Source organism: Opitutaceae bacterium TAV5, assembly GCA_000242935.3.
Taxonomy (GTDB): Bacteria; Verrucomicrobiota; Verrucomicrobiia; order Opitutales; family Opitutaceae; genus Geminisphaera.
In genome coordinates, this window is the sequence record CP007053.1 from 3,647,573 (window position 1) to 3,664,664 (window position 17,092).

Here is a 17,092-nt window from a genome sequence, read left to right on the forward strand (position 1 = left end):
GGCATGGGCATCTTGCCTATGATTCCGGGGTGACACGGGCTTCCAGCCCGTGTTTCGCACCGGACAGAGGCGGCGCTTCACGCCGTCCACGGCCAGGATGGCCGTGCCACATGGACGCCTGCCACTACTTTCTACCGGCTATGACTTTTCCCAAGCTGCCCTATCGGGCAGGGTACTCCGTTTTCAGGATCGTGAAACCTCCCGGCTTTTCCAGCTCTACCGTCAATTTTGCGGAGTCGGCTCCGGGAGTAATCGTGAAGATTCTGCTTTCACCGGGGTGCAGCCGTGAAATTTCAAATACGCTTCCTCCCGCCTTGAGCTTGTAGTTGTGCAACGTGTAACCCGGAAAATCCGCTCGCGCCGTGACGCTTGCCTCGAACGCCCCGGAATCCGTCTTCTTCACCGTGACGACCGCCGGTGCGAATTCCTTTTGCCAGGCGTAATACATCGCCCTTGGCGTTCGATCCGGTTCTACCAATCCAAAGGGACGATACCCGTTCGCGTTGGTTCCGGGAAAGGAACTCTGGTAATCGTTGAACGTCCACACCGAGGCTCCAATCAGAAAATCACATTTGCGAAAATCCGCCATCGCCCGTCGCAAATAGTTCATCCGCTCCTGCTCGTTTTTGACCTTGTCCGCCCGAAGTCCGAATTCGCTCACGTAAACCGGCTTTTCCGGATACAGTGCGTGGATCCGTTGCAGACGCTTGAAATGGTCTCCGTAAATGTTGGCGCTGATAAAATCCACATACTGCGACGCCTCATCCTCCGGCTTTTTGATGTCGGGGCGGGCAACGATGTTGCTGGCAAATGTCACCAGCCGCGAAGCATCCATCGACTTCACAAACGCATACATGTCCCGCGTCCATGCCTGTCCGGCGTCGGTCTGCGACTGGTATTCATTCCCCAGGCTCCAGGCGATGACCGAAGGATGATTCCAGTCGCGTTCCACCATCTCCCGCATCTGCGCCTGGAATTTTTCACGCATCACCGGATCGGACATCTGCTCCGGCGTCATCTGCCAGTTGCCCGCCTCACCGATGATCAACAGGCCATGCCGATCCGCCCAGTCCAGCATCCCGGTCGAAACCGGGTAGTGACTGATGCGTGACAACTCCATGCTTCCGCTTTTGATCAGGCGCATGTCCTGCTCCAGAACCGTTTCCGGATCCATCGAGCCATAGCCCGGGTAATCCAGCGGACGGTTGCACCCGCCGAGGGAAAGCGCTTCGCCGTTCAACAACAACTTCGTTCCCCGCACCTCGATGCTGCGGATGCCAAAGGGAATCCGCATCACATCCTTTCCCGCGATCACCTCGGCGTCATACATAACCGGGTTATCAAACCCCCAGAGTTCGACGGACTCCCGGGGCAACACGGCCTCGATCTGAAAGACACCTGCGCCTTGTGGCCCCACCGGCGTACCGGAAACCCTGGCATCAACCGGGAGTCTCTTCCCGTCACGGTAGAGGCGAAGGCCGATCTCGTTCGTCGTCCACGTCGTGTCCACGGACTGATTTTTTACAAATGCCCGGACACGCAATGCCGCAGTCCCGGCCTTCAGATCGGGAGTCGTCTCCACCTTCACCTTGCCGATGTGAAATTCCGGCCGCACGAGCAGGCTCACCGGGCGCGTGATCCCGCCGTAATTGATCCAGGGGAACAATTGTCCGTAATTAAGATTTTGGTACGAAACCCTGGTTTTGGCTCCGGGAATGGTGTGAGTGCTCCATACGTTGTTGACGCGGACGACCAGCGCGTTTTTCCGGTCGGCCTTGGCGGACAACAGATCGGTGGCGTCAAACTCGAACGGTGTGTAGCCGCCCTCGTGCTCTCCGAGCAGCTTGCCGTTCAGCCAAACCGTCGCGTGATAAAAGACCGCATCGAAATGGATAAAAACACGGGTGTCCTTGGCCGGCGGTTCGACGGTGAAGGTTTTGAAATACCACGCGTTGCCGGTGTAGTAATGATAACGTGGATCAACGGAAAAGCAGTGGGGCACGCGGACCTTGTCCCAGTGCGAATTGACGAATCCGGGTTTGAACCACTCTTGCGTTTCGCCTGCGCCAACGGGATCGAGCCCGAATTGCCACTCGCCATCGAGCGGGATTTTTTCCGTTTGCGCGTGCAGTGACGACAACGCGAGAAACACCAGCATTGCCCGTATCAGGGAGAGCAATGCGGCAGGGATTTTTGTCCGGTTCATGATGCCTGGTCGGGCAGCCAGGCGCCGTGATCGCGGAGCAGGGCGCGCAAATGCCCGGAGTTCACTGCATGGACGTCGGGTTCGTTGGCGGAGGCGGCGATGGCGGCGGCGAGGCCGGCCGCCTCACCCATGGCCAGACAGGTCGGCATGACGCGCACGCTGCCTTGGACCATCCGCTCGGTGGAGATGCTGCGGCCTGCCACCAGCACATTGCGCAGTCCCTTCGGCGTCAGGCAACGGTAGGGGATGCCATGCGATTCTCCCGGTCCGTAGCGAAAGGAGTTCTTCTTTTCGGACTCCTTGCGGTGCTCGAAGGTTTTCGCCTCCTCGTTCAGGGCCCGGTGGATGTCGATGTAGTAACTGTTGCGGCAAATCTCGTCGTCGAAGGAACGACGCTCGATGTAGTCGTCGAACGTGAGCACATAATCACTGATTACCCGGCGGGTTTCGCGCACGCCCATCATCGACCCGGTGAGCGCGAGATAAGCGTTGCCAAAGGCCGCCGGCACAAATTCGGCCAGCGCATCGCGGTAGGCCCGGGCCAGTTTTCTTCCCCGGGTAAGACCGCGCGAAATACTCCACGGATCGGTGTTGTCGAAGTCGAAAATGTGACCCGCGTTGAACCCGACGGTGCCGGGGCCGATCAGGTTGGAGCACAGGTGTGTATCCGGAATCAGCGGATAACGCCCGGATGCGCGGATCGCATAGATGGGACTGTTTTTGTTGTTCGCATGAAGATTTTCGCCGTGGCGATATCCGTATTCGTCCACGTTGGTCAGGACAAAGCAATGGGTGGCGGGCATGAGCGTATTGCCCGTGCCATCGCCCTTCCGGGTCTCCGCTCCGGCCATGAAGCAGAGATCCGCGTCACCGGTACAATCGACATAGGTCTTGGCCCGCAGGGCGCTCAGCCCCGCCTTGTTGGCCACGATGAGCGCGTCGACCTCTCCGTTTTCACGCATTTCCACCGCGGCTAGCGAAGTGTGAAACAGGACCTCCGCGCCCTCCCCGAGCACCATGTCGTCGTAGATGCGCTTCAGGTCCTCGGCGCTGATCGGCACCCAGTCCAGTTGCTCCGCGGGCACATGGGGAGTGGACTTTTTGGAGGCTTCAAAAATGTGCTCCGCCAGGCCGCGATAAATGATGCGCTGCTTGTCGGAAAACGGACACCAGGCCGGCACCAGCGCATTGGTGCCCATGCCACCCAGCGCCCCCATGCCCTCGACGAGCAGGGTGCGCGCGCCTTGCCGGGCAGCCGCCGCGGCCGCGGTGCAACCCGCGGGGCCGCCTCCGACCACAATCACATCCCAGGAGTCATCCAGGGATAACGACCGAGCTGAAAAATGAAAAATGCCCATGGGGTAAATCTGACTCCCGCGGTGTGAACCGGACAATATCCGAACCTTGCCATAATATAGCAAAAGATATAGAAATCTGATCATGGCGACCGCTATCGATTCCGGCATTCTCCGCTTGCGCGACTGGTCCGGGCTGAGCTGCTGGCCGGTCTATATCTATGACCGGGCCTTCCCCGTTGCGGGCAGATCCTGGACCGGCATCGGCCAGGCGCACAACGCGGCCTGGCTGGCGCGGACGGGGACGATCAGCGTGACCACCGGAAAGCACGCGGTGACGGCGCATCCGGGCGAATGGATCATTCCTCCGCGGGTCAGTCATCGGATCCAATTCGATGCCGACGCGGACATCCTGTCCGTCCGTTTCTACGCGCTCTGGCCCGACGGACGCGAGTTGATCAATCCACCCCGGGGGGTCGTGCTCGGGCGCGAGAGCTCGCGCACGCTCACCCGGCTGGCCAAGCGGCTCGAACGGTTTGCCGACCGCAATTTCACCCGGGCCGACAACGGCATGGAATTCAAGAAAGCGGACGCCGTGCAGTACCTGGCGCTGAACAGCCACTTCTTCGCATGGCTGGGCGAACTCGTCGGCCAGTTGTCCGCCGCCGGCTACCCGCCGACGACTCCCGCGCATGCGGACGAACGGGTGCTGCGCGCCGCCCACCTGCTGAACACGCTTCCCCTGAGCGAATCGTGGAATCTCGAATGGCTGGCACGGCAAACCGGCCTGAGCCCCGCCCAGCTCAACCGCCTGTTTGTCGCCGCATTCGAGACCACGCCCAAGGCGTATCATCTGGAGCGCCGCAAGCGGGCCGCGACTCACATGCTGGGCGAAGGCCGGTTCTCTATCAAACAGGTCGGCCTCGCCCTGGGCTTCTCCTCCACCTGCTATTTCACCGCGTGGTTCCGGACGAAGTTCGGCGTCCCTCCCGGCAAATGGTGCCGGGAGCAGGCGACCGGGAGATAGTCGCTATCCGGAACCAGAATCCGGATACATTTCGATGTAGGGACAATGCTTCTCATGTCCACGCCGGCAACGCGTTGAAGGCGGCCGCGTCTTGTGGCAGCGGCGCGGTGTAGATGTTGCCGTAGCCGCCGCGATCGGAGGTATAGATCACAGAGCGGCCGTCAGGCGAAATGCGGGGATGCACATGAAGTTGCTGGATTTTGAAGGAGCAATCGTGCCGGCAGAGAACGCGCGGGCTTTGCATGACGCCGTCGATGCGCATCCAGACTTTCATGACGCCATCATGGTAGGCGTCACCGACGACGAGATTTCCGTCGAGCGAATACACATGGCCGGTGACAGTCTGTTGTGGCGCGAACCAGTGGCCGGGAGCGCCTTCGACGACGCTCGCGCCTCCGATGACGGTTTCGGAGCCTCCCGTAATGCCGTGGTAACCGACGTGAAGACCGTCGGCATACCAGAATTCGTGACCGATGTGAAAGCGGCGGTGCGGCGGTTCGATCTTCCAGCGATGGCCGGTGGCGGTATCCATCACCCAAATGCGGCAGTCCACCTCCTCCCAGGGGCCTTCGTGACAGTAGGTAATCAGATGTGGCTGCGTCGGGGAGGTGTTGATGTGGCCCAGCAGGGCACGTTCCTCGAAAACGGTTTCGAGCGGACCGGCGGCGCCGCCGTCGGCGGAAAGGGGAAGGCGGACGATGCGGCTGCGTGGCTTGGCCAGCCAGCGGGAGCGGATACCGAGGTTGTTCTGTCGGCTGTTGCTGTAGTCTTCGGTGATGACAATTTCCTCGAGGCCGAAATAGAGCCAGACGCCGTCGCAGGAGGAGGCTGTCATGCTTGGCTTCCAGCCGGGCTCCACCTCCAGGAGGCAACGTGTTTTCTTTGTAGCCAGTTCAACTGAACAGAGGGTGTGATCGTGCCAGAAATAGACCTCGTCGCGTTGCGCGTTCTTGCAAGCGGTGACGAAATCGAAGCGGGCGGGAGAGGGCGGCGGCTCGATGTCGGTGAACTGCTCGATTTCACCGGTGTCGAGGTCCACGCCGAACAGGTTGGTGCGATTGGCGCGGTCGGAACTGAAGAGGAAACGGGTTTCGCCAGCATACCAGCCGGGATTGGTGAAATAGAAGTGGTGGCTGTGGCCCTTGTAGTGGGTGAGCCGCGTTACGGGCAGGCCGGAGTGCGGATCGGTATAGGTGTGCTTTTCGGAGGGAAAGGTCATGTCTGAATGTTTTAAGAGGATCAGGGCCGGAGTTCGAGGAGCAGCGGCTCCATCGGGCGCAGGGTAAAGTCGGTGGAGTTGATGGCACGATTGCTGATGAGGTCGGTCACCGGAGTAGTCGAAGCGGGAAGATCGAGCCGGACACGGACGGGCACGCGGAGCAGGTTGACCAGGGGAATGAGACGGCGTCCGCCGGCGTCGCGGACGTCGCGATACTCGATTCCCCAGGCCCGGGCTCCGGTGCCGGCATCGAGAAGGGAAACGGGCTGGGTATGGCCGGAGGATTTGGAGGCCGTAGCAACAAGGGTAGCGACGGTTTTGAGATCGACTTTGCGGTTGAGACCGATGTGGAGGACCGCCGCGAGGCCGGGGAGCGATTGCTCGCGCGGGCGGCTGTAGGCGTCGAAGCGGAGGTTGTCGCGTCCGACGGGAATGACTGTTGTGCCGGACCGGATCAGGCCGGCGAGAGCGGCGGAGGTGGAGTCAGGCGTATGGGTGACACGCGGAAGGAAAAGGCAGTCGATACCGGTCGGCACGTTGCCCGAGGCAAGCTGGCGTTCGCTGACGAATGTGACCTTGTGGCCGAGGAGAGTGAGCAGGGTGTAGAGGTCTTTGGTCGTTTGCGGGTAGTCTTCCTGCCAGAAGAGCGCCGCGGGCGAATAGAGGAGTGCGACGCGGGCGGGGGCGGCATTGATGGCAGTGATTTCGTCGACGAGGCGGTTGAGATCCAGGAGCGCCTGGCTGGCGGCCTGGATATTGGCAGGGCGCAGGTAAATACTGCCGAGGGAGGAGCGGCCGGTCGGTTCCTGCCATATCCAGCTGGTGAAGGCCGTGCGATGGTGAAGTGCGCCTTGCCAGAGGATGGTGTAGATTTGTTCCGCAGGGATGGATTCGGCGGGATGACGGTCCTCGATGAAATGGAGTTCGGAGTCGAAGACGGGCTTCCGGTTGAAGGAATGGAGCAGGTCATACCAGAGATGCGTACGTTGCCAGGTGTAGCTCCATTCGCCGTCACGGGAGATGAAAGACCAACTGTCGCAGCCGGCCAGGTCGGTGAAGCTCGTGATGAGCTCGGGATCGATGCCGCGCCCGGGGATGCCCCCGTGGGTGCGCCGGGCCTGGGGGCGGGTGTCGAAGACGTCGGGCATCAGTTTGGCATGGGTGACGGCTTCCGGGGCGGCGGCCTTCACGAGGTCATGCATCCAGCGATGCCAGCCGGCATGATGCTCGTTGTTGAACTGTACCCAGTCGTAAAATGCCGGGAGCAAGGCGCGGTTGGCGGGATAGTCGGACGAGTCGGGAACGGGGACGTCGGCAAAGGAGGCATGGCGGGTGCCGTGGGCGGCGTTGAGCGCGGCGATGGTTCCGTGTTTTTCGGCAAGCCAGGCGGTCCAGAACGGGCGGCTTTGCGGATTGCGTCCGCTGTCCCGGTAACCGGGTTCATTGCTCAGGCAAAAGGCGAAAAGACCGGGGAGCGGAGCGGCTTTCGGTACGATAGCTTGTATCCATGATTCTATGGCGGACCGGGCGGCGGGGTGGTCGATGTTGTATTTGACGAAGCCTCCGCGGGCATTGCCGGCGAGGTCGGGATGGCGGGTGAAGAGCGACCCGGGCAGATAATGGGGAGCGAGAAGAAAATCGACAAGATAACCTTTGGCGGGGGCGTCCTGAATCTGGCGAAGCAGGGCATTCGCGTGAGTCGAGACGCGGTCGCCGGAACGGAGATCGCGCGGGCCGCGTTCCTGTTGCACGAGGTTGACGCCGAGGTCCTGGAGAAAGGTGTCGTCCTCGATGACAAAATCGAAATGTCCGTACCCGCCGAGTATGACAGGACGGGCGGATACGGAGGGGGCGGGGATGCCGGCGTTTTCGGAGGAAGGAGCAGAGGCGATAAAGCCGGAGGGAGTAATTGCGATGTGCGCGCCGGTGATCCCGGGCATTTGCCAGGCGGTCTGGCGGCCGGCGATGATTTGCTCCGCGCGGTTTGCCGCGCGGGCAAGCACGATGGCGGTTTCCCGGGCCTGGAGGAGTGTCCAGCGGGAGACTTCCGGGTCGTCGGGCGTGAGGTCGCGCATGCCTTGCGTGCCTCCGGGGCCGCCGGTTTCCACACGCCGGAGATAACGGCGGGCAATGGCGAGGCTCATGCGTGTGCTGGCATCGGTGACGAGGGCAGGGTGGGCGGCGAGAAGTGCTTCAAGCCGCTGCAGATGCTCGCGATTGGCGGAGTGGAGGGTGGCGATTTCGTTGCCCTGATCGAGGATCGGGGTGAGCGAGATTCCGGATATCCAGAGTTTGTCGACGGCGTCGCCGGTTTCGATGCCGATGAGGAAGAGGGGGGCGTCATCGGCGGGGGCGGCCGGGGCAGTGAAATCGATCTGCACGCGGGTCCAGTCGAATGTCCCGGCGGGCAGGGACTGGTGCCGGTCGCCGGCGAAGAGGGAGGCGGTGCGCAGGTTGTCGGCGGAGACCCAGATTGCGAGCCGGTAGCGGGAGCCGGGGGTCAGACCGCGGACCGGTTGCGAGATGCGGGCGGGCGCAGAAGCGGTGGCGGAGGGGTCGGCGGCAGGCCGACGGATCTGCAGGACGTTGCTGCCGTCGAGGCCGGCCTGGGCGAGCACTTCGGCGGTGGCTCCGGTTTGGGCCGGCTCCCATGTCCAGGCCTGGAGGGCATGGTCGAAGCTGCCATTGGCAAGAGGGGCGGGCGCAGGCGCGTCGGCTGCGACCGGGCGAACCATGAGTGACAGGAGGGAAAGAGCCAGAATGATCCTGGCGGGTCGAAGGAAGGCCGTCATGAACATGTCACTACGGGGAGCGTCGGTCGAAGGAGGAAGCCTTGCGGTCGGGATCGCTGTAAACGCTGAATTTCACCTTGTGGACGGAACCATCGGCGCGAAGAACATTGGCATTTTCACCATGGATGGGCTGCCCCGCTTTCTGGTTGTCTCCTCCGGTCGTGTCGGTGGCGATGGCGGTGCCGCTATCGAGCTCGGCTTTGTAGCGGTCGCCAGAGATCAGATAGGCGTAGTCTATGAAGTCGGGGTGGGTGGTCTGGTCATAGGCCCACCCGCCACCGGCGTCGCGGGACGGGCAGTGGAATATTTTCGATTTCACATCGCCGAGAAGGGCGACACCGGTGCGACCATGATTGAGGTAACCTTCATACTGGAGGCGACCGAGCCCGACGGACCTGATCTGGCCATAACCCCAAACAGTACGGTTTTCAAAATTGTTGTTGAAAGAATCGAGCGGGGGCGGAGCCATGCCTTTGTTGTCGTTGCGGTAGAGCGTAAAGGCGACGCCGATCTGGCGGAGGTTGCTGGTGCAGGTGGCGGCTTTGGCGGACTGGCGGACCTTGCCGACGACAGGAATGATGATGGCGGCCAGGATGCCGATGATGGCGATCACGGTAAGGAGTTCGATCAGCGTGAACGCGCGGATCGGGCAGAGGGGACGGCGGGAAACAGGTGGGGGCGTGCAGGTTTTCATGACGGGCGGGGCAGGGGGAGAGGAAGATGGGTGACAGAAAAGTCAGGGTTCCAGCGGGACAATGCGGAGATTGTCCCAATGGGTCTGGTCATACATTTTCGGATGATTGGAAAGGCGGATGACCACGGAGGAGGCATCGCCGGGATTGAACGGCAGCGTGACGGTGCGCCATGCGCTGTCGGCGTCGATTGCGCCTGACTGTTTTTGTGTGGCGATACGTGTCGAGGTCAGAGGGGGAGCGGAGGTGTTGCCGGAGACGGACTCCACGATCTCGACCTTGGCCCAGGGCCAGCGGTCTTCGAAGTCTTTCTCGAAACGGAAATCCACTTTCAGTTCATAATTCCGGTTCGGTTCCAGGCCGGTGACGATGCGGACGGCAATACCCGGCCGGGGAGTGCCGTCCGGCTCCCTGACGGAGCGCAACATGAGGGTGCCACCTTTCTCTTTCCCGCGTCCAGCCTGACCCGATTCGGTCGTCCATGGCCGGATTCCGCTGTCAAACGAATCGCTGAATGCCGGGAGCGTTTCCCCGGCAAGCGCGGACAGGGGAAAGGCCGCAAGGATGGCGGAGCAGAGAATGGAGGCAATGGGCGACATGGTGACGGAGTAAAAACAGGAGGAGCGGGGAGCGATCCTGTTCAGGAACGAACAGGGGCGTTTGCCGATGCCCGGCGCCGCTTGGTGCAGAGAACGGCGAGGGCAACGGCGCCGCCGAGGACGGAAGCCAGCGTGGCGGGCTCCGGGATGGCGGCAGCCGTGATCTGGAGGTTGTCCACACGGAGGCTGGCACCGCCGGGGATGGTTGCGATATTCCAGGTCAGGGTGACGGAGGACTGGTTATTGATGGCCACGATGGAGGAGAGATCGGCGGACCACTCGCCAAATGATGAACCGGTGGCGAAGGTGAGGTCGACCGTGTCGATGGTGACGGCCTCGCTGCCGCCGATGGCGTAGGTGAGTGAACTGAAGGCGGAAAGGGGCGAGGTGCCTGCGGAGCGAACATCGAGCCGGATATTGATCGACTCGAGACCGGTCGTGTTGAGGGTCACCGAAAACGAGTTGTTTATGCTGTTCCCGTTCCAGGTCAGGGAGTGGCCGGGTGACACGGTGCCGCCACTTCCTGCCCAAAAGGTATCCTCAAAATCGGTGAAAGCGGCGCCGCCGAGGTGATTGGTGGCTTGTACCGTGCCGGTGCGGGTGACGGAAGAAGCGCTGGCGAAGCCGTCGATGGCCGAGATAGCGGTAGCATAGCTTCCAAGCCCGTCGGTCTGGGTGTCGAAGGACCAGAAAACAGCCGCCGCATTTGCGGTGCCGGAGAGGCCGCAGGCAAGGATTGCGGCGAGGATCGGTGATGTGCGTTTTTTCATGGATTTTACGAGCTGCAAGTTGGGAACATCGGCATCGAGGTTTACGGGCGGGGAGGGTCAGGAAGACGGGATTTCGAACAGCAGAACCTCATAAGGCGCCAGCGTTGAGAGGGAGTCTGTCGCGGGTGACTGGCTCCTTTGTTGCCAGATTTCCGTAGCATTGGCGGGTATGCTCCAGATCTTTTGCGTGGTGGAATCACGCAATTGAATGCGGCGAGAGTTAGAAGTGCGGTTGAGAACGTAAACATATCCGGCCTTGCCTATCGTCGGAGCCACGTAACGGCACTCGACATCACGGATCACGGGACTGGAATCGTCGGTATTTATCGGATACGGACCGGAGAGGAATTGTTCGTAACCTGCCCATGCAGGATCAACCACCACCCGACCTTTGCCCAAGGCATGCTCCCCCGGCTTCGAAGCAGCGGCGATGAGATCGGTAAAGCCCGGATCGGTATGTGGGGCCCCCCAGGGATCGGACGCAAGCGTGCCGGGTGCGGTCAGCCAGAGCGTACCCCCTTCACGTGCCACCCAGTCGTAAAGGTGGCGCATGGTGGTTACGTCGAGAGCGTTGGCGGTGCCGGCTGCGATGAGGCGGCGGGATGAAAAATCGGCGACGGTAGCACGCCCGGCATGCAGGATGCGGACACCGCCGCTGTTGCGGTTGAGACGCCAGTAGAGGCTTTCGATTCCGGCGTGTTCGTCGTGCTGATACGCTTTCTCGCCTTGGGCGAGGTGGCTGTTTTTGTCAAAAAGGAGGGCGACTGGACCATCGCCGAGCGTGGCCAGGCGGTCAAAGACCGGGGCGAGTTGCTGGAGGCGGAGGGAGGCGCGTCCGAGGGCTTCGGTTGCGAGCGGGTAGCGCGGGTAGGTGTGGTGGTCGCCCGCATTGCGCCAGTCGCGACGCGACCACTTCCAGACGATGCCGTAGGAGAGGCCGCGAGCATAGTTTTCGAACATGAGGAGAGGGCCGGCGGCGGAGTCGGCAGTGTCAAGGGTGTCAGGGGTGTGGCCGGGGACGAGTTTCCATTCGGTGCATCCGAGGGGTGCGTCGCGGTCAATGCCGCGCGCGTAGTCGCTGTAAAAGGGGTTGCTGATGCTGCTCCAGTTGTGCGAGGTGGCGCCGGCGTCGTAGAGCGCCTCGGGATCAATCTGGTCATATCCGATCCGGTGATACTTTTTTACCCAGACCATCCCCTCAGGGAGGCCTTGGCGGACGTTGTCGCGCATGAAGCGGAAATGGCCGGCCAAGGTTTCCGTGCGGAAAAGTTCCCAGTCGAGGCGGGCGGCGGGATTGCCGGGGCGAGCGGCAAAGGTGGCGTCGGTGCCGGCGGAGGGGGGAAGGGGAGTGTTTTTGGCGGAGAGGAGTTGGGGAAGCGTGACGGCTTCGATGGAGGGGAACGCGGTGTGCCAGCGGGCATTGACGCGGGCGATGTCGCCGTTGTCGCGCACGGCGAGCCATTGGCGGAAGGCGGTCTCGTAGTTGGCGGCTTGTTGTCCGATGGTGTAGCCGGGTTCGTTGGCGGTGCCGACGCTGACGAGGTTGGGAAATGGCGCGAGGGGCGGAAGGACGTCTTCGTAGGCGCTGGCGAGGAGGGGGCGGGTGCGCGGGTCAAGGATGTCGTAGGGGAGCATGACGTGTCCGGCGTGCGCACTCGTCGGAAGATTTTTCATGTAATGGGTGCTGAAGAGGAGGTGGACGGCGAGGCGGTTGCGTTCGGCGGTGCGCAGGCAGTCGGTCAAGAGGGTGTTTTTTTTGTAGGCGCTGGCCGGGATTTCGATGAGGACGCTGTTGAAGCCGAGGCGGGGGAGGAGGGCGTTGTCGGCAAACTGGCTTGGCTCCATCTGCGAGCCGAAGAGGAGGATGGGGTTCCCGTTCTGCCGGAGGCGTCCGTTGGGGGCTGTTTTTATCGGGGCAGCAGGATCGTAGGGATTGGGGACGGGTTTTTCTACAACAATGCGGGCGGCGCGTTCGTCGAGTTCGCGGGCGGCTTTGTCGAGGAGGGTTTCGGTCTGACGGAGAAGGGTGTGGGCGATGGCGCGCTCTTTTTGGCGGTTCCAGTCGTCGGGGATGAAGCGGTGCAGGAAGAGGTCGGCGGTTTCGAGGGTGATGCCGGGTTCGGCGACGGCGATGGCTTGCGCGGCAAGGGCATCGGCGCGGGCGCGGAGTTTTTCCGAGCGGGCGCGTGCGGCGGCGAGTTTTTCCAAAAAGTCGGCGGGGGCATAAGCGGTGAATGTCAGGGGACGCGTCGTGAGGAGCAGGGGGGGGAGTGCGGTTCCGTTCTGGTGTGCGGCGAGGACGATCTGGAGCGCGTGCGGACCGGGGGCGAAAGGAGCAGTTGCGGGCGGCGCGTGACGGAACGCAATGCGCGTGACGGGCGGGCGCAACTCAACGGAAGCCGACGCGAGAACGGGCGAGGGCGTGGTGGTCGCGGCGGGTGCGAGTTGAAGGACGGCTTGGACGGGATGCGCAACGGCGATGTCGAGGGTGGCGGAAACGGCATCGGTGATGAGGAGTTCGGCGGGGGAGGTTTGTTGTATCCAGACCGCCGACACGGGCTCGGAAACCGCGGCCGGAACAGAGGGCGGTTGCGTGATAACTGCGCCGCCTTCAAGGGGGCGCAGGTTGCGGACAAGGAAGCGTACTTCTTGTTTTTGGGGGACGTCGGGGCGGCTGATGTCGAGGAGGATGCGGATACCGGACGGATGTGGGTGGCGGTTGGAACCGGCTCGGGTTTCGATCCGGTTCCAGCGTCCGGGGATGAGTTGTCCGAATGTGGTTTGGTAGGCGGGGCCGATGTCCTTGACGGCGAGGGGGAGTCCGACCTGGAGGCGGAGGGAGGCGGGGATCGGGGTGAGAGGAAACACTTCAAAGCTGATGCCGCCGAGAGCAGCGCGGTCGAGGGGGGCGGGAAACTTTTTCTGCCAGTGGAGCCAGCGCTTTTTCAGGTTGCGGGAGTCGAAAAAAAACTCGGTGAGCGGTGCGCCGGTTTCGGGGTCTTTGGCGGGACGGACGCCAATGCGGTTGCCGTCGGTGTGGCCAGCGGCGTGCCATTCTCCGGGGATATCGGTCAAAAACGCAGTTTCGGGGAAAACGGCGGCGGTGCTCCCGGTGTCCGTCGCGATCTCCGCGCCTGTGCCGGGCGTGTTCTCGGCCGCGCTGGCGGCAGGGCGGATGAAGGGGGATTGTGTGTGATAGGTGACGGTGGTTTCGAGGGTCGCCGGTGTTTCGGCTGCGAGGCAGAGAGGTGTGAAGGCTGTTGTCGTCACCTGGAGGAAAAAACGTATTTTATTTGTCATGAAAAAGGGTGAGGAAAATTTTATGGGGAAGTTCGGAGGAGGATACGTTTTGCATGCCTGCCACGATTCTCGAACGTGTTCAGGTGTCGGCGAAATGCGCGAAGCATCATTGACAGCGACTCTCTTGCTGCGTTTCCCGTCAGCAATGCGGGCCGTGCCGGTCTTGCCGAGAATGCATGAGGAATGTCAAACGGTGGGTAGTTTGACTGTTTACTTGTCGTATTCGGCGGTGGTGATGAAAGCGGTCTCGTAGGAGGGCGAGTAGGAAGGCGTGCCGCGCGTGAAGTCGGCGCGCGTGAGCGTGCTCACAAGGGCGGCGCGAACGTGTCCATCGAGCCAGCCGGTGCTGACTTTTCCGCGATGAGGTCTCGGCGTGGCCTGACGGAGGTCTGTCGGTAGACTGGTGAGGGTTTCGGGGCGGATGGAACCGGAACCGGTGGTGTCTATGACGTAAAGCAAGCGCGAAGGTTCGGGGATGCTGGAGAGTTGGATGTAGGTCTGTGGAGTAGTGTCGGTGCGAGAGGAAGCCATGCGGGAATAGCCGTAGCGCCAGCTGCGCTCACTACCGGGCGAGGTGGCTTTGGTGGTGGAGGGACATTCCTTTTTGCGCGCCCAGTTGCAGAGGTCATAGGCGTTGGTCAGCCCGGCGGGCGGGGAAAGGTAAGGGGCGAGATGGTAGGCAACTTCGCCGTTAGTGGCACCGTGATAGCAGGGAGGCATCCGGCCTTTGTTGTCATCGGCATACATGGGGACGGCGAGGAGGAACTGGCGCATGTTGGAGAGGCATTGCGCCTGCCGCGCCGAATCGCGAACTCGTCCGGTCACCGGAATGATGATCGCCGCCAGAAGGCCGATGATGGCAATGACGGTGAGTAGTTCGATGAGGGTGAAGCCCTGACGGTGACAGGTATTTTTTGAGGTAAGAGTCATCGGTAAGGAGGAGTAGAGTGAACGAGATTGGTGGAGTGATGCCAGGAAAGTAGGGGGGAAAATAAAACCTGCCAAATGAGTGGATCGGACTGAAAATGCGGCAGATTCCTTCGCGGGATAATGTTCGTTGGGTATCGAAACCAATATGAGGAGACAGCTTATTGCGATTTTTTCCAAGCGATTGCGCCGACAAGAACAATGGTGCCGATCAGCAAGGTCCACGTTCCCGGCTCGGGAATGTTGGATGCAGTGATTTCAAGTTTGAAATTGTCGACTTTCTCGGTGCTGCCACCCGCAGGATACTGGCCGAAAAACGAAATGGCGCTGGCGGCGTTGAGTGTGATCCCCTCCGGGACAATGTAATTGGAAACAATCGAGGTGCCGTTCACACTCACATCCACGATTGTACGGGTCGACTCGTTGTAACTGAGGGACCACGTGTAGGTGTTGTTGCGGTTGTAGGAGCCAAGCGTCTCCGTGAGGGTTCCGGTGGCCGCGTTCGTGGCTCCTGTCTTAACCGACCATCCGCCCAGACGGCTGCTCACCTGCACCCAGATGACACCCGACGTACTGTTGAGGCCACCACCAGCGTTCGTCCCGAAACCAAACGCATACCAGGTCGAATCGTTATTACGAGGAAACGTGACGTCGAAACTGATCGTGGCGATGCTTCCCGTCTGGCTGTAACTGGCAAAACTGAATGGCAGCGCGAAGCCGGCGCTGCTCGTGCCGTCGGCGGTGACGTGTCCCTCTTCGGCCAGTTTCCATTGCGCATTGGCGTTCCAGACAAGTTCGCCGGTCTCGGTGGTGCTGCCGTTGAGTGTGCTGCCCGCCTGACGCGTTTCGGTGATTGAAAACGTATCGGACGCTACGATAACCGCGCGGGCTTGAGAAGCTGCCAGAACGAGACCGACGAGAGCGGCGGAGGCAGCGCGGAGGAGCACGAGGTGACAGGTGATTTTCATGGTGGGCAGATGACAGGTTTTGATGCAGGGTGAATTTAAGAACGTTACGAAAATAGGGTTTTTCCGTTTGGTCAATAAAAAATAAAGAACGTTACGATATTACGTAAGATGTTTACTTAAATAAATATAAAAATTATATGTCAATTTATGAATCAATGTTCGATATCGACATGCAAAACAGCCCGCTCCAGGTAATCGGGTCATGACGACTCTCAAGGACATTGCGACGGCCGCCGGGGTGTCGGTGGACACCGTTTCGCGCGTGCTCAACGGCAAGGCCGGGGAGGCGTGGCCGAGCGCGGTCCGGCGGGCCGAGCGTATCCGGGAGATCGCTACGCAGCTCAACTACGCGCCCAACAAGGCCGCGCAGATCATGCGCACCCGCAAGACGCACCAGATCGGCGTGCTGGTGAGCGAACTCTACAACCCGTTTACCGGCCGCAAGGTCGAGGCCATCGCCGACGCGCTGGCCGGTTATGGCTACGAGATGTTGCTCGGTCTCACGCGCTCGCGTGCCACGGACCCGGCGGAGTTTTTTGAAAAATTCAGCCGCAATCTCCTCGATGGCGTGATCAATCTCGATCCGCTGCTCGGCACCGAAGACCTGCGACGCATCGCGCGCAAAATCCCGTTCGTGACTTTCGGCCGCTCGGAGGAAGAATCGCCGGCGGTGTTCGACGTGCGCGCGGCGGTGGAGCTTTTAATGGAGCATCTCTGGTCGCTCGGCCACCGGCGCATCGCCATCGTTACGGGATTCGACAAGGGCGATGCCAAGCTCACGCGTGTGGCCGCCTGGGAATCGTTTTACGCCAATCATCCGGTGGCGGCGCGACGCGAATGGATCATCCGGGCCAACTGGAAAGCCGAAGACGGGCAGCGGGCGGCGGAACAACTGGCGGCGACCGACTGCACGGCCTGCCTCGCCGGCAACGACCTGCTCGCCGTCGGCCTCATCGCCGGCCTGCGTGCCTTTGGCAAGGAAGTGCCGCGCGACTATTCCGTGGTTTCGATCGAGGATTCGCTGTTGACCGAAGTCACGTATCCCACGCTGACCTCGGCGCGTCAGCCGGTCGGGGAACTGGTGCGCCTGACGGTGGCGGCCCTTGTCGAATTGCTCGAAGGCCGGCCGATGCCCGCCTGCCAGGTACTGCCGCCGGAACTGATGGTGCGCAACTCCTGCGCACCCGTGGAAGTGGGTTGATTCCTGGTTCGTTTTTCCGGCAAAGCGCATCTATCTTGTCGCATCATGAATTTGGCAGAACGCATTACTTCTACTTTCTTAAGGGAACTTCTAAAA

12 protein-coding genes are annotated in these 17,092 nt (G+C 61.4%); 2 read left to right on the forward strand and 10 right to left on the reverse strand.

Annotated features, from left to right (window positions below; genetic code table 11):
• Positions 1–160 precede the first annotated feature (160 nt).
• Together OPIT5_15610 and OPIT5_15615 are read right to left on the reverse strand one after the other, a co-directional pair.
• Positions 161–2,206, reverse strand: coding sequence for a beta-galactosidase (locus OPIT5_15610; protein AHF91435.1), 2,046 nt, complete (start codon positions 2,204–2,206; stop codon positions 161–163).
• Positions 2,203–3,564, reverse strand: coding sequence for a tat (twin-arginine translocation) pathway signal sequence (locus OPIT5_15615; protein AHF91436.1), 1,362 nt, complete (start codon positions 3,562–3,564; stop codon positions 2,203–2,205). Before OPIT5_15615 ends, OPIT5_15610 begins: the two co-directional genes overlap by 4 nt.
• Positions 3,565–3,646: 82 nt before the next feature.
• Between OPIT5_15615 and OPIT5_15620 the strand changes: the two genes are divergently transcribed.
• On the forward strand, positions 3,647–4,528 hold the full coding sequence (locus tag OPIT5_15620) for an AraC family transcriptional regulator (GenBank protein ID AHF91437.1): 882 nt from the start codon (positions 3,647–3,649) through the stop codon (positions 4,526–4,528).
• 52 nt (positions 4,529–4,580) lie between these two features.
• Here the strand turns inward: OPIT5_15620 and OPIT5_15625 are convergent, their stop codons facing one another.
• The 8 genes from OPIT5_15625 to OPIT5_15660 all read right to left on the reverse strand — a co-directional run bounded on the left by OPIT5_15625 (position 4,581) and on the right by OPIT5_15660 (position 15,795).
• A complete protein-coding gene (locus OPIT5_15625; GenBank protein ID AHF91438.1) occupies positions 4,581–5,747 on the reverse strand; it encodes an oligogalacturonide lyase in 1,167 nt (388 codons plus the stop codon).
• A gap of 20 nt (positions 5,748–5,767) precedes the next feature.
• Positions 5,768–8,545 carry a hypothetical protein gene (locus OPIT5_15630; GenBank protein ID AHF94427.1) on the reverse strand — a complete coding sequence of 926 codons (2,778 nt, stop codon included), beginning with the start codon at positions 8,543–8,545 and terminating at the stop codon, positions 5,768–5,770.
• Positions 8,546–8,549: 4 nt separating this feature from the next.
• Complete coding sequence (locus tag OPIT5_15635) at positions 8,550–9,233, reverse strand: N-terminal cleavage protein (protein AHF91439.1); 684 nt, start codon at positions 9,231–9,233, stop codon at positions 8,550–8,552.
• 42 nt (positions 9,234–9,275) lie between these two features.
• A complete protein-coding gene (locus OPIT5_15640) occupies positions 9,276–9,830 on the reverse strand; it encodes a hypothetical protein (GenBank protein ID AHF94428.1) in 555 nt (184 codons plus the stop codon).
• A 41-nt stretch (positions 9,831–9,871) separates the two neighbouring features.
• Positions 9,872–10,600: a hypothetical protein gene (locus OPIT5_15645; protein AHF91440.1), complete on the reverse strand. Its 729-nt coding sequence runs from the start codon at positions 10,598–10,600 to the stop codon at positions 9,872–9,874.
• Positions 10,601–10,657: 57 nt separating this feature from the next.
• Positions 10,658–13,900, reverse strand: coding sequence for a hypothetical protein (locus OPIT5_15650; protein AHF91441.1), 3,243 nt, complete (start codon positions 13,898–13,900; stop codon positions 10,658–10,660).
• A 210-nt stretch (positions 13,901–14,110) separates the two neighbouring features.
• Positions 14,111–14,830, reverse strand: coding sequence for a hypothetical protein (locus OPIT5_15655; protein ID AHF91442.1), 720 nt, complete (start codon positions 14,828–14,830; stop codon positions 14,111–14,113).
• Between the two features lie 158 nt (positions 14,831–14,988).
• On the reverse strand, positions 14,989–15,795 hold the full coding sequence (locus OPIT5_15660; protein AHF91443.1) for a hypothetical protein: 807 nt from the start codon (positions 15,793–15,795) through the stop codon (positions 14,989–14,991).
• A gap of 202 nt (positions 15,796–15,997) precedes the next feature.
• Between OPIT5_15660 and OPIT5_15665 the strand changes: the two genes are divergently transcribed.
• The gene (locus OPIT5_15665; protein ID AHF91444.1) at positions 15,998–16,996 is read left to right on the forward strand and encodes a LacI family transcription regulator; all 999 of its coding nucleotides are present in this window, start codon (positions 15,998–16,000) and stop codon (positions 16,994–16,996) included.
• Positions 16,997–17,092: the final 96 nt, after the last annotated feature.

Coding starts and splice junctions, on each gene's coding strand:
- OPIT5_15645 (AHF91440.1), bottom strand. CDS start 10,600: ATGAAAAAACGCACATCACCGATCCTCGCCGCAATCCTTGCCTGCGGC.
- OPIT5_15630 (AHF94427.1), bottom strand. CDS start 8,545: ATGTTCATGACGGCCTTCCTTCGACCCGCCAGGATCATTCTGGCTCTT.
- OPIT5_15655 (AHF91442.1), bottom strand. CDS start 14,830: ATGACTCTTACCTCAAAAAATACCTGTCACCGTCAGGGCTTCACCCTC.
- OPIT5_15625 (AHF91438.1), bottom strand. CDS start 5,747: ATGACCTTTCCCTCCGAAAAGCACACCTATACCGATCCGCACTCCGGC.
- OPIT5_15640 (AHF94428.1), bottom strand. CDS start 9,830: ATGTCGCCCATTGCCTCCATTCTCTGCTCCGCCATCCTTGCGGCCTTT.
- OPIT5_15615 (AHF91436.1), bottom strand. CDS start 3,564: ATGGGCATTTTTCATTTTTCAGCTCGGTCGTTATCCCTGGATGACTCC.
- OPIT5_15610 (AHF91435.1), bottom strand. CDS start 2,206: ATGAACCGGACAAAAATCCCTGCCGCATTGCTCTCCCTGATACGGGCA.
- OPIT5_15660 (AHF91443.1), bottom strand. CDS start 15,795: ATGAAAATCACCTGTCACCTCGTGCTCCTCCGCGCTGCCTCCGCCGCT.
- OPIT5_15665 (AHF91444.1), top strand. CDS start 15,998: ATGACGACTCTCAAGGACATTGCGACGGCCGCCGGGGTGTCGGTGGAC.
- OPIT5_15650 (AHF91441.1), bottom strand. CDS start 13,900: ATGACAAATAAAATACGTTTTTTCCTCCAGGTGACGACAACAGCCTTC.
- OPIT5_15620 (AHF91437.1), top strand. CDS start 3,647: ATGGCGACCGCTATCGATTCCGGCATTCTCCGCTTGCGCGACTGGTCC.
- OPIT5_15635 (AHF91439.1), bottom strand. CDS start 9,233: ATGAAAACCTGCACGCCCCCACCTGTTTCCCGCCGTCCCCTCTGCCCG.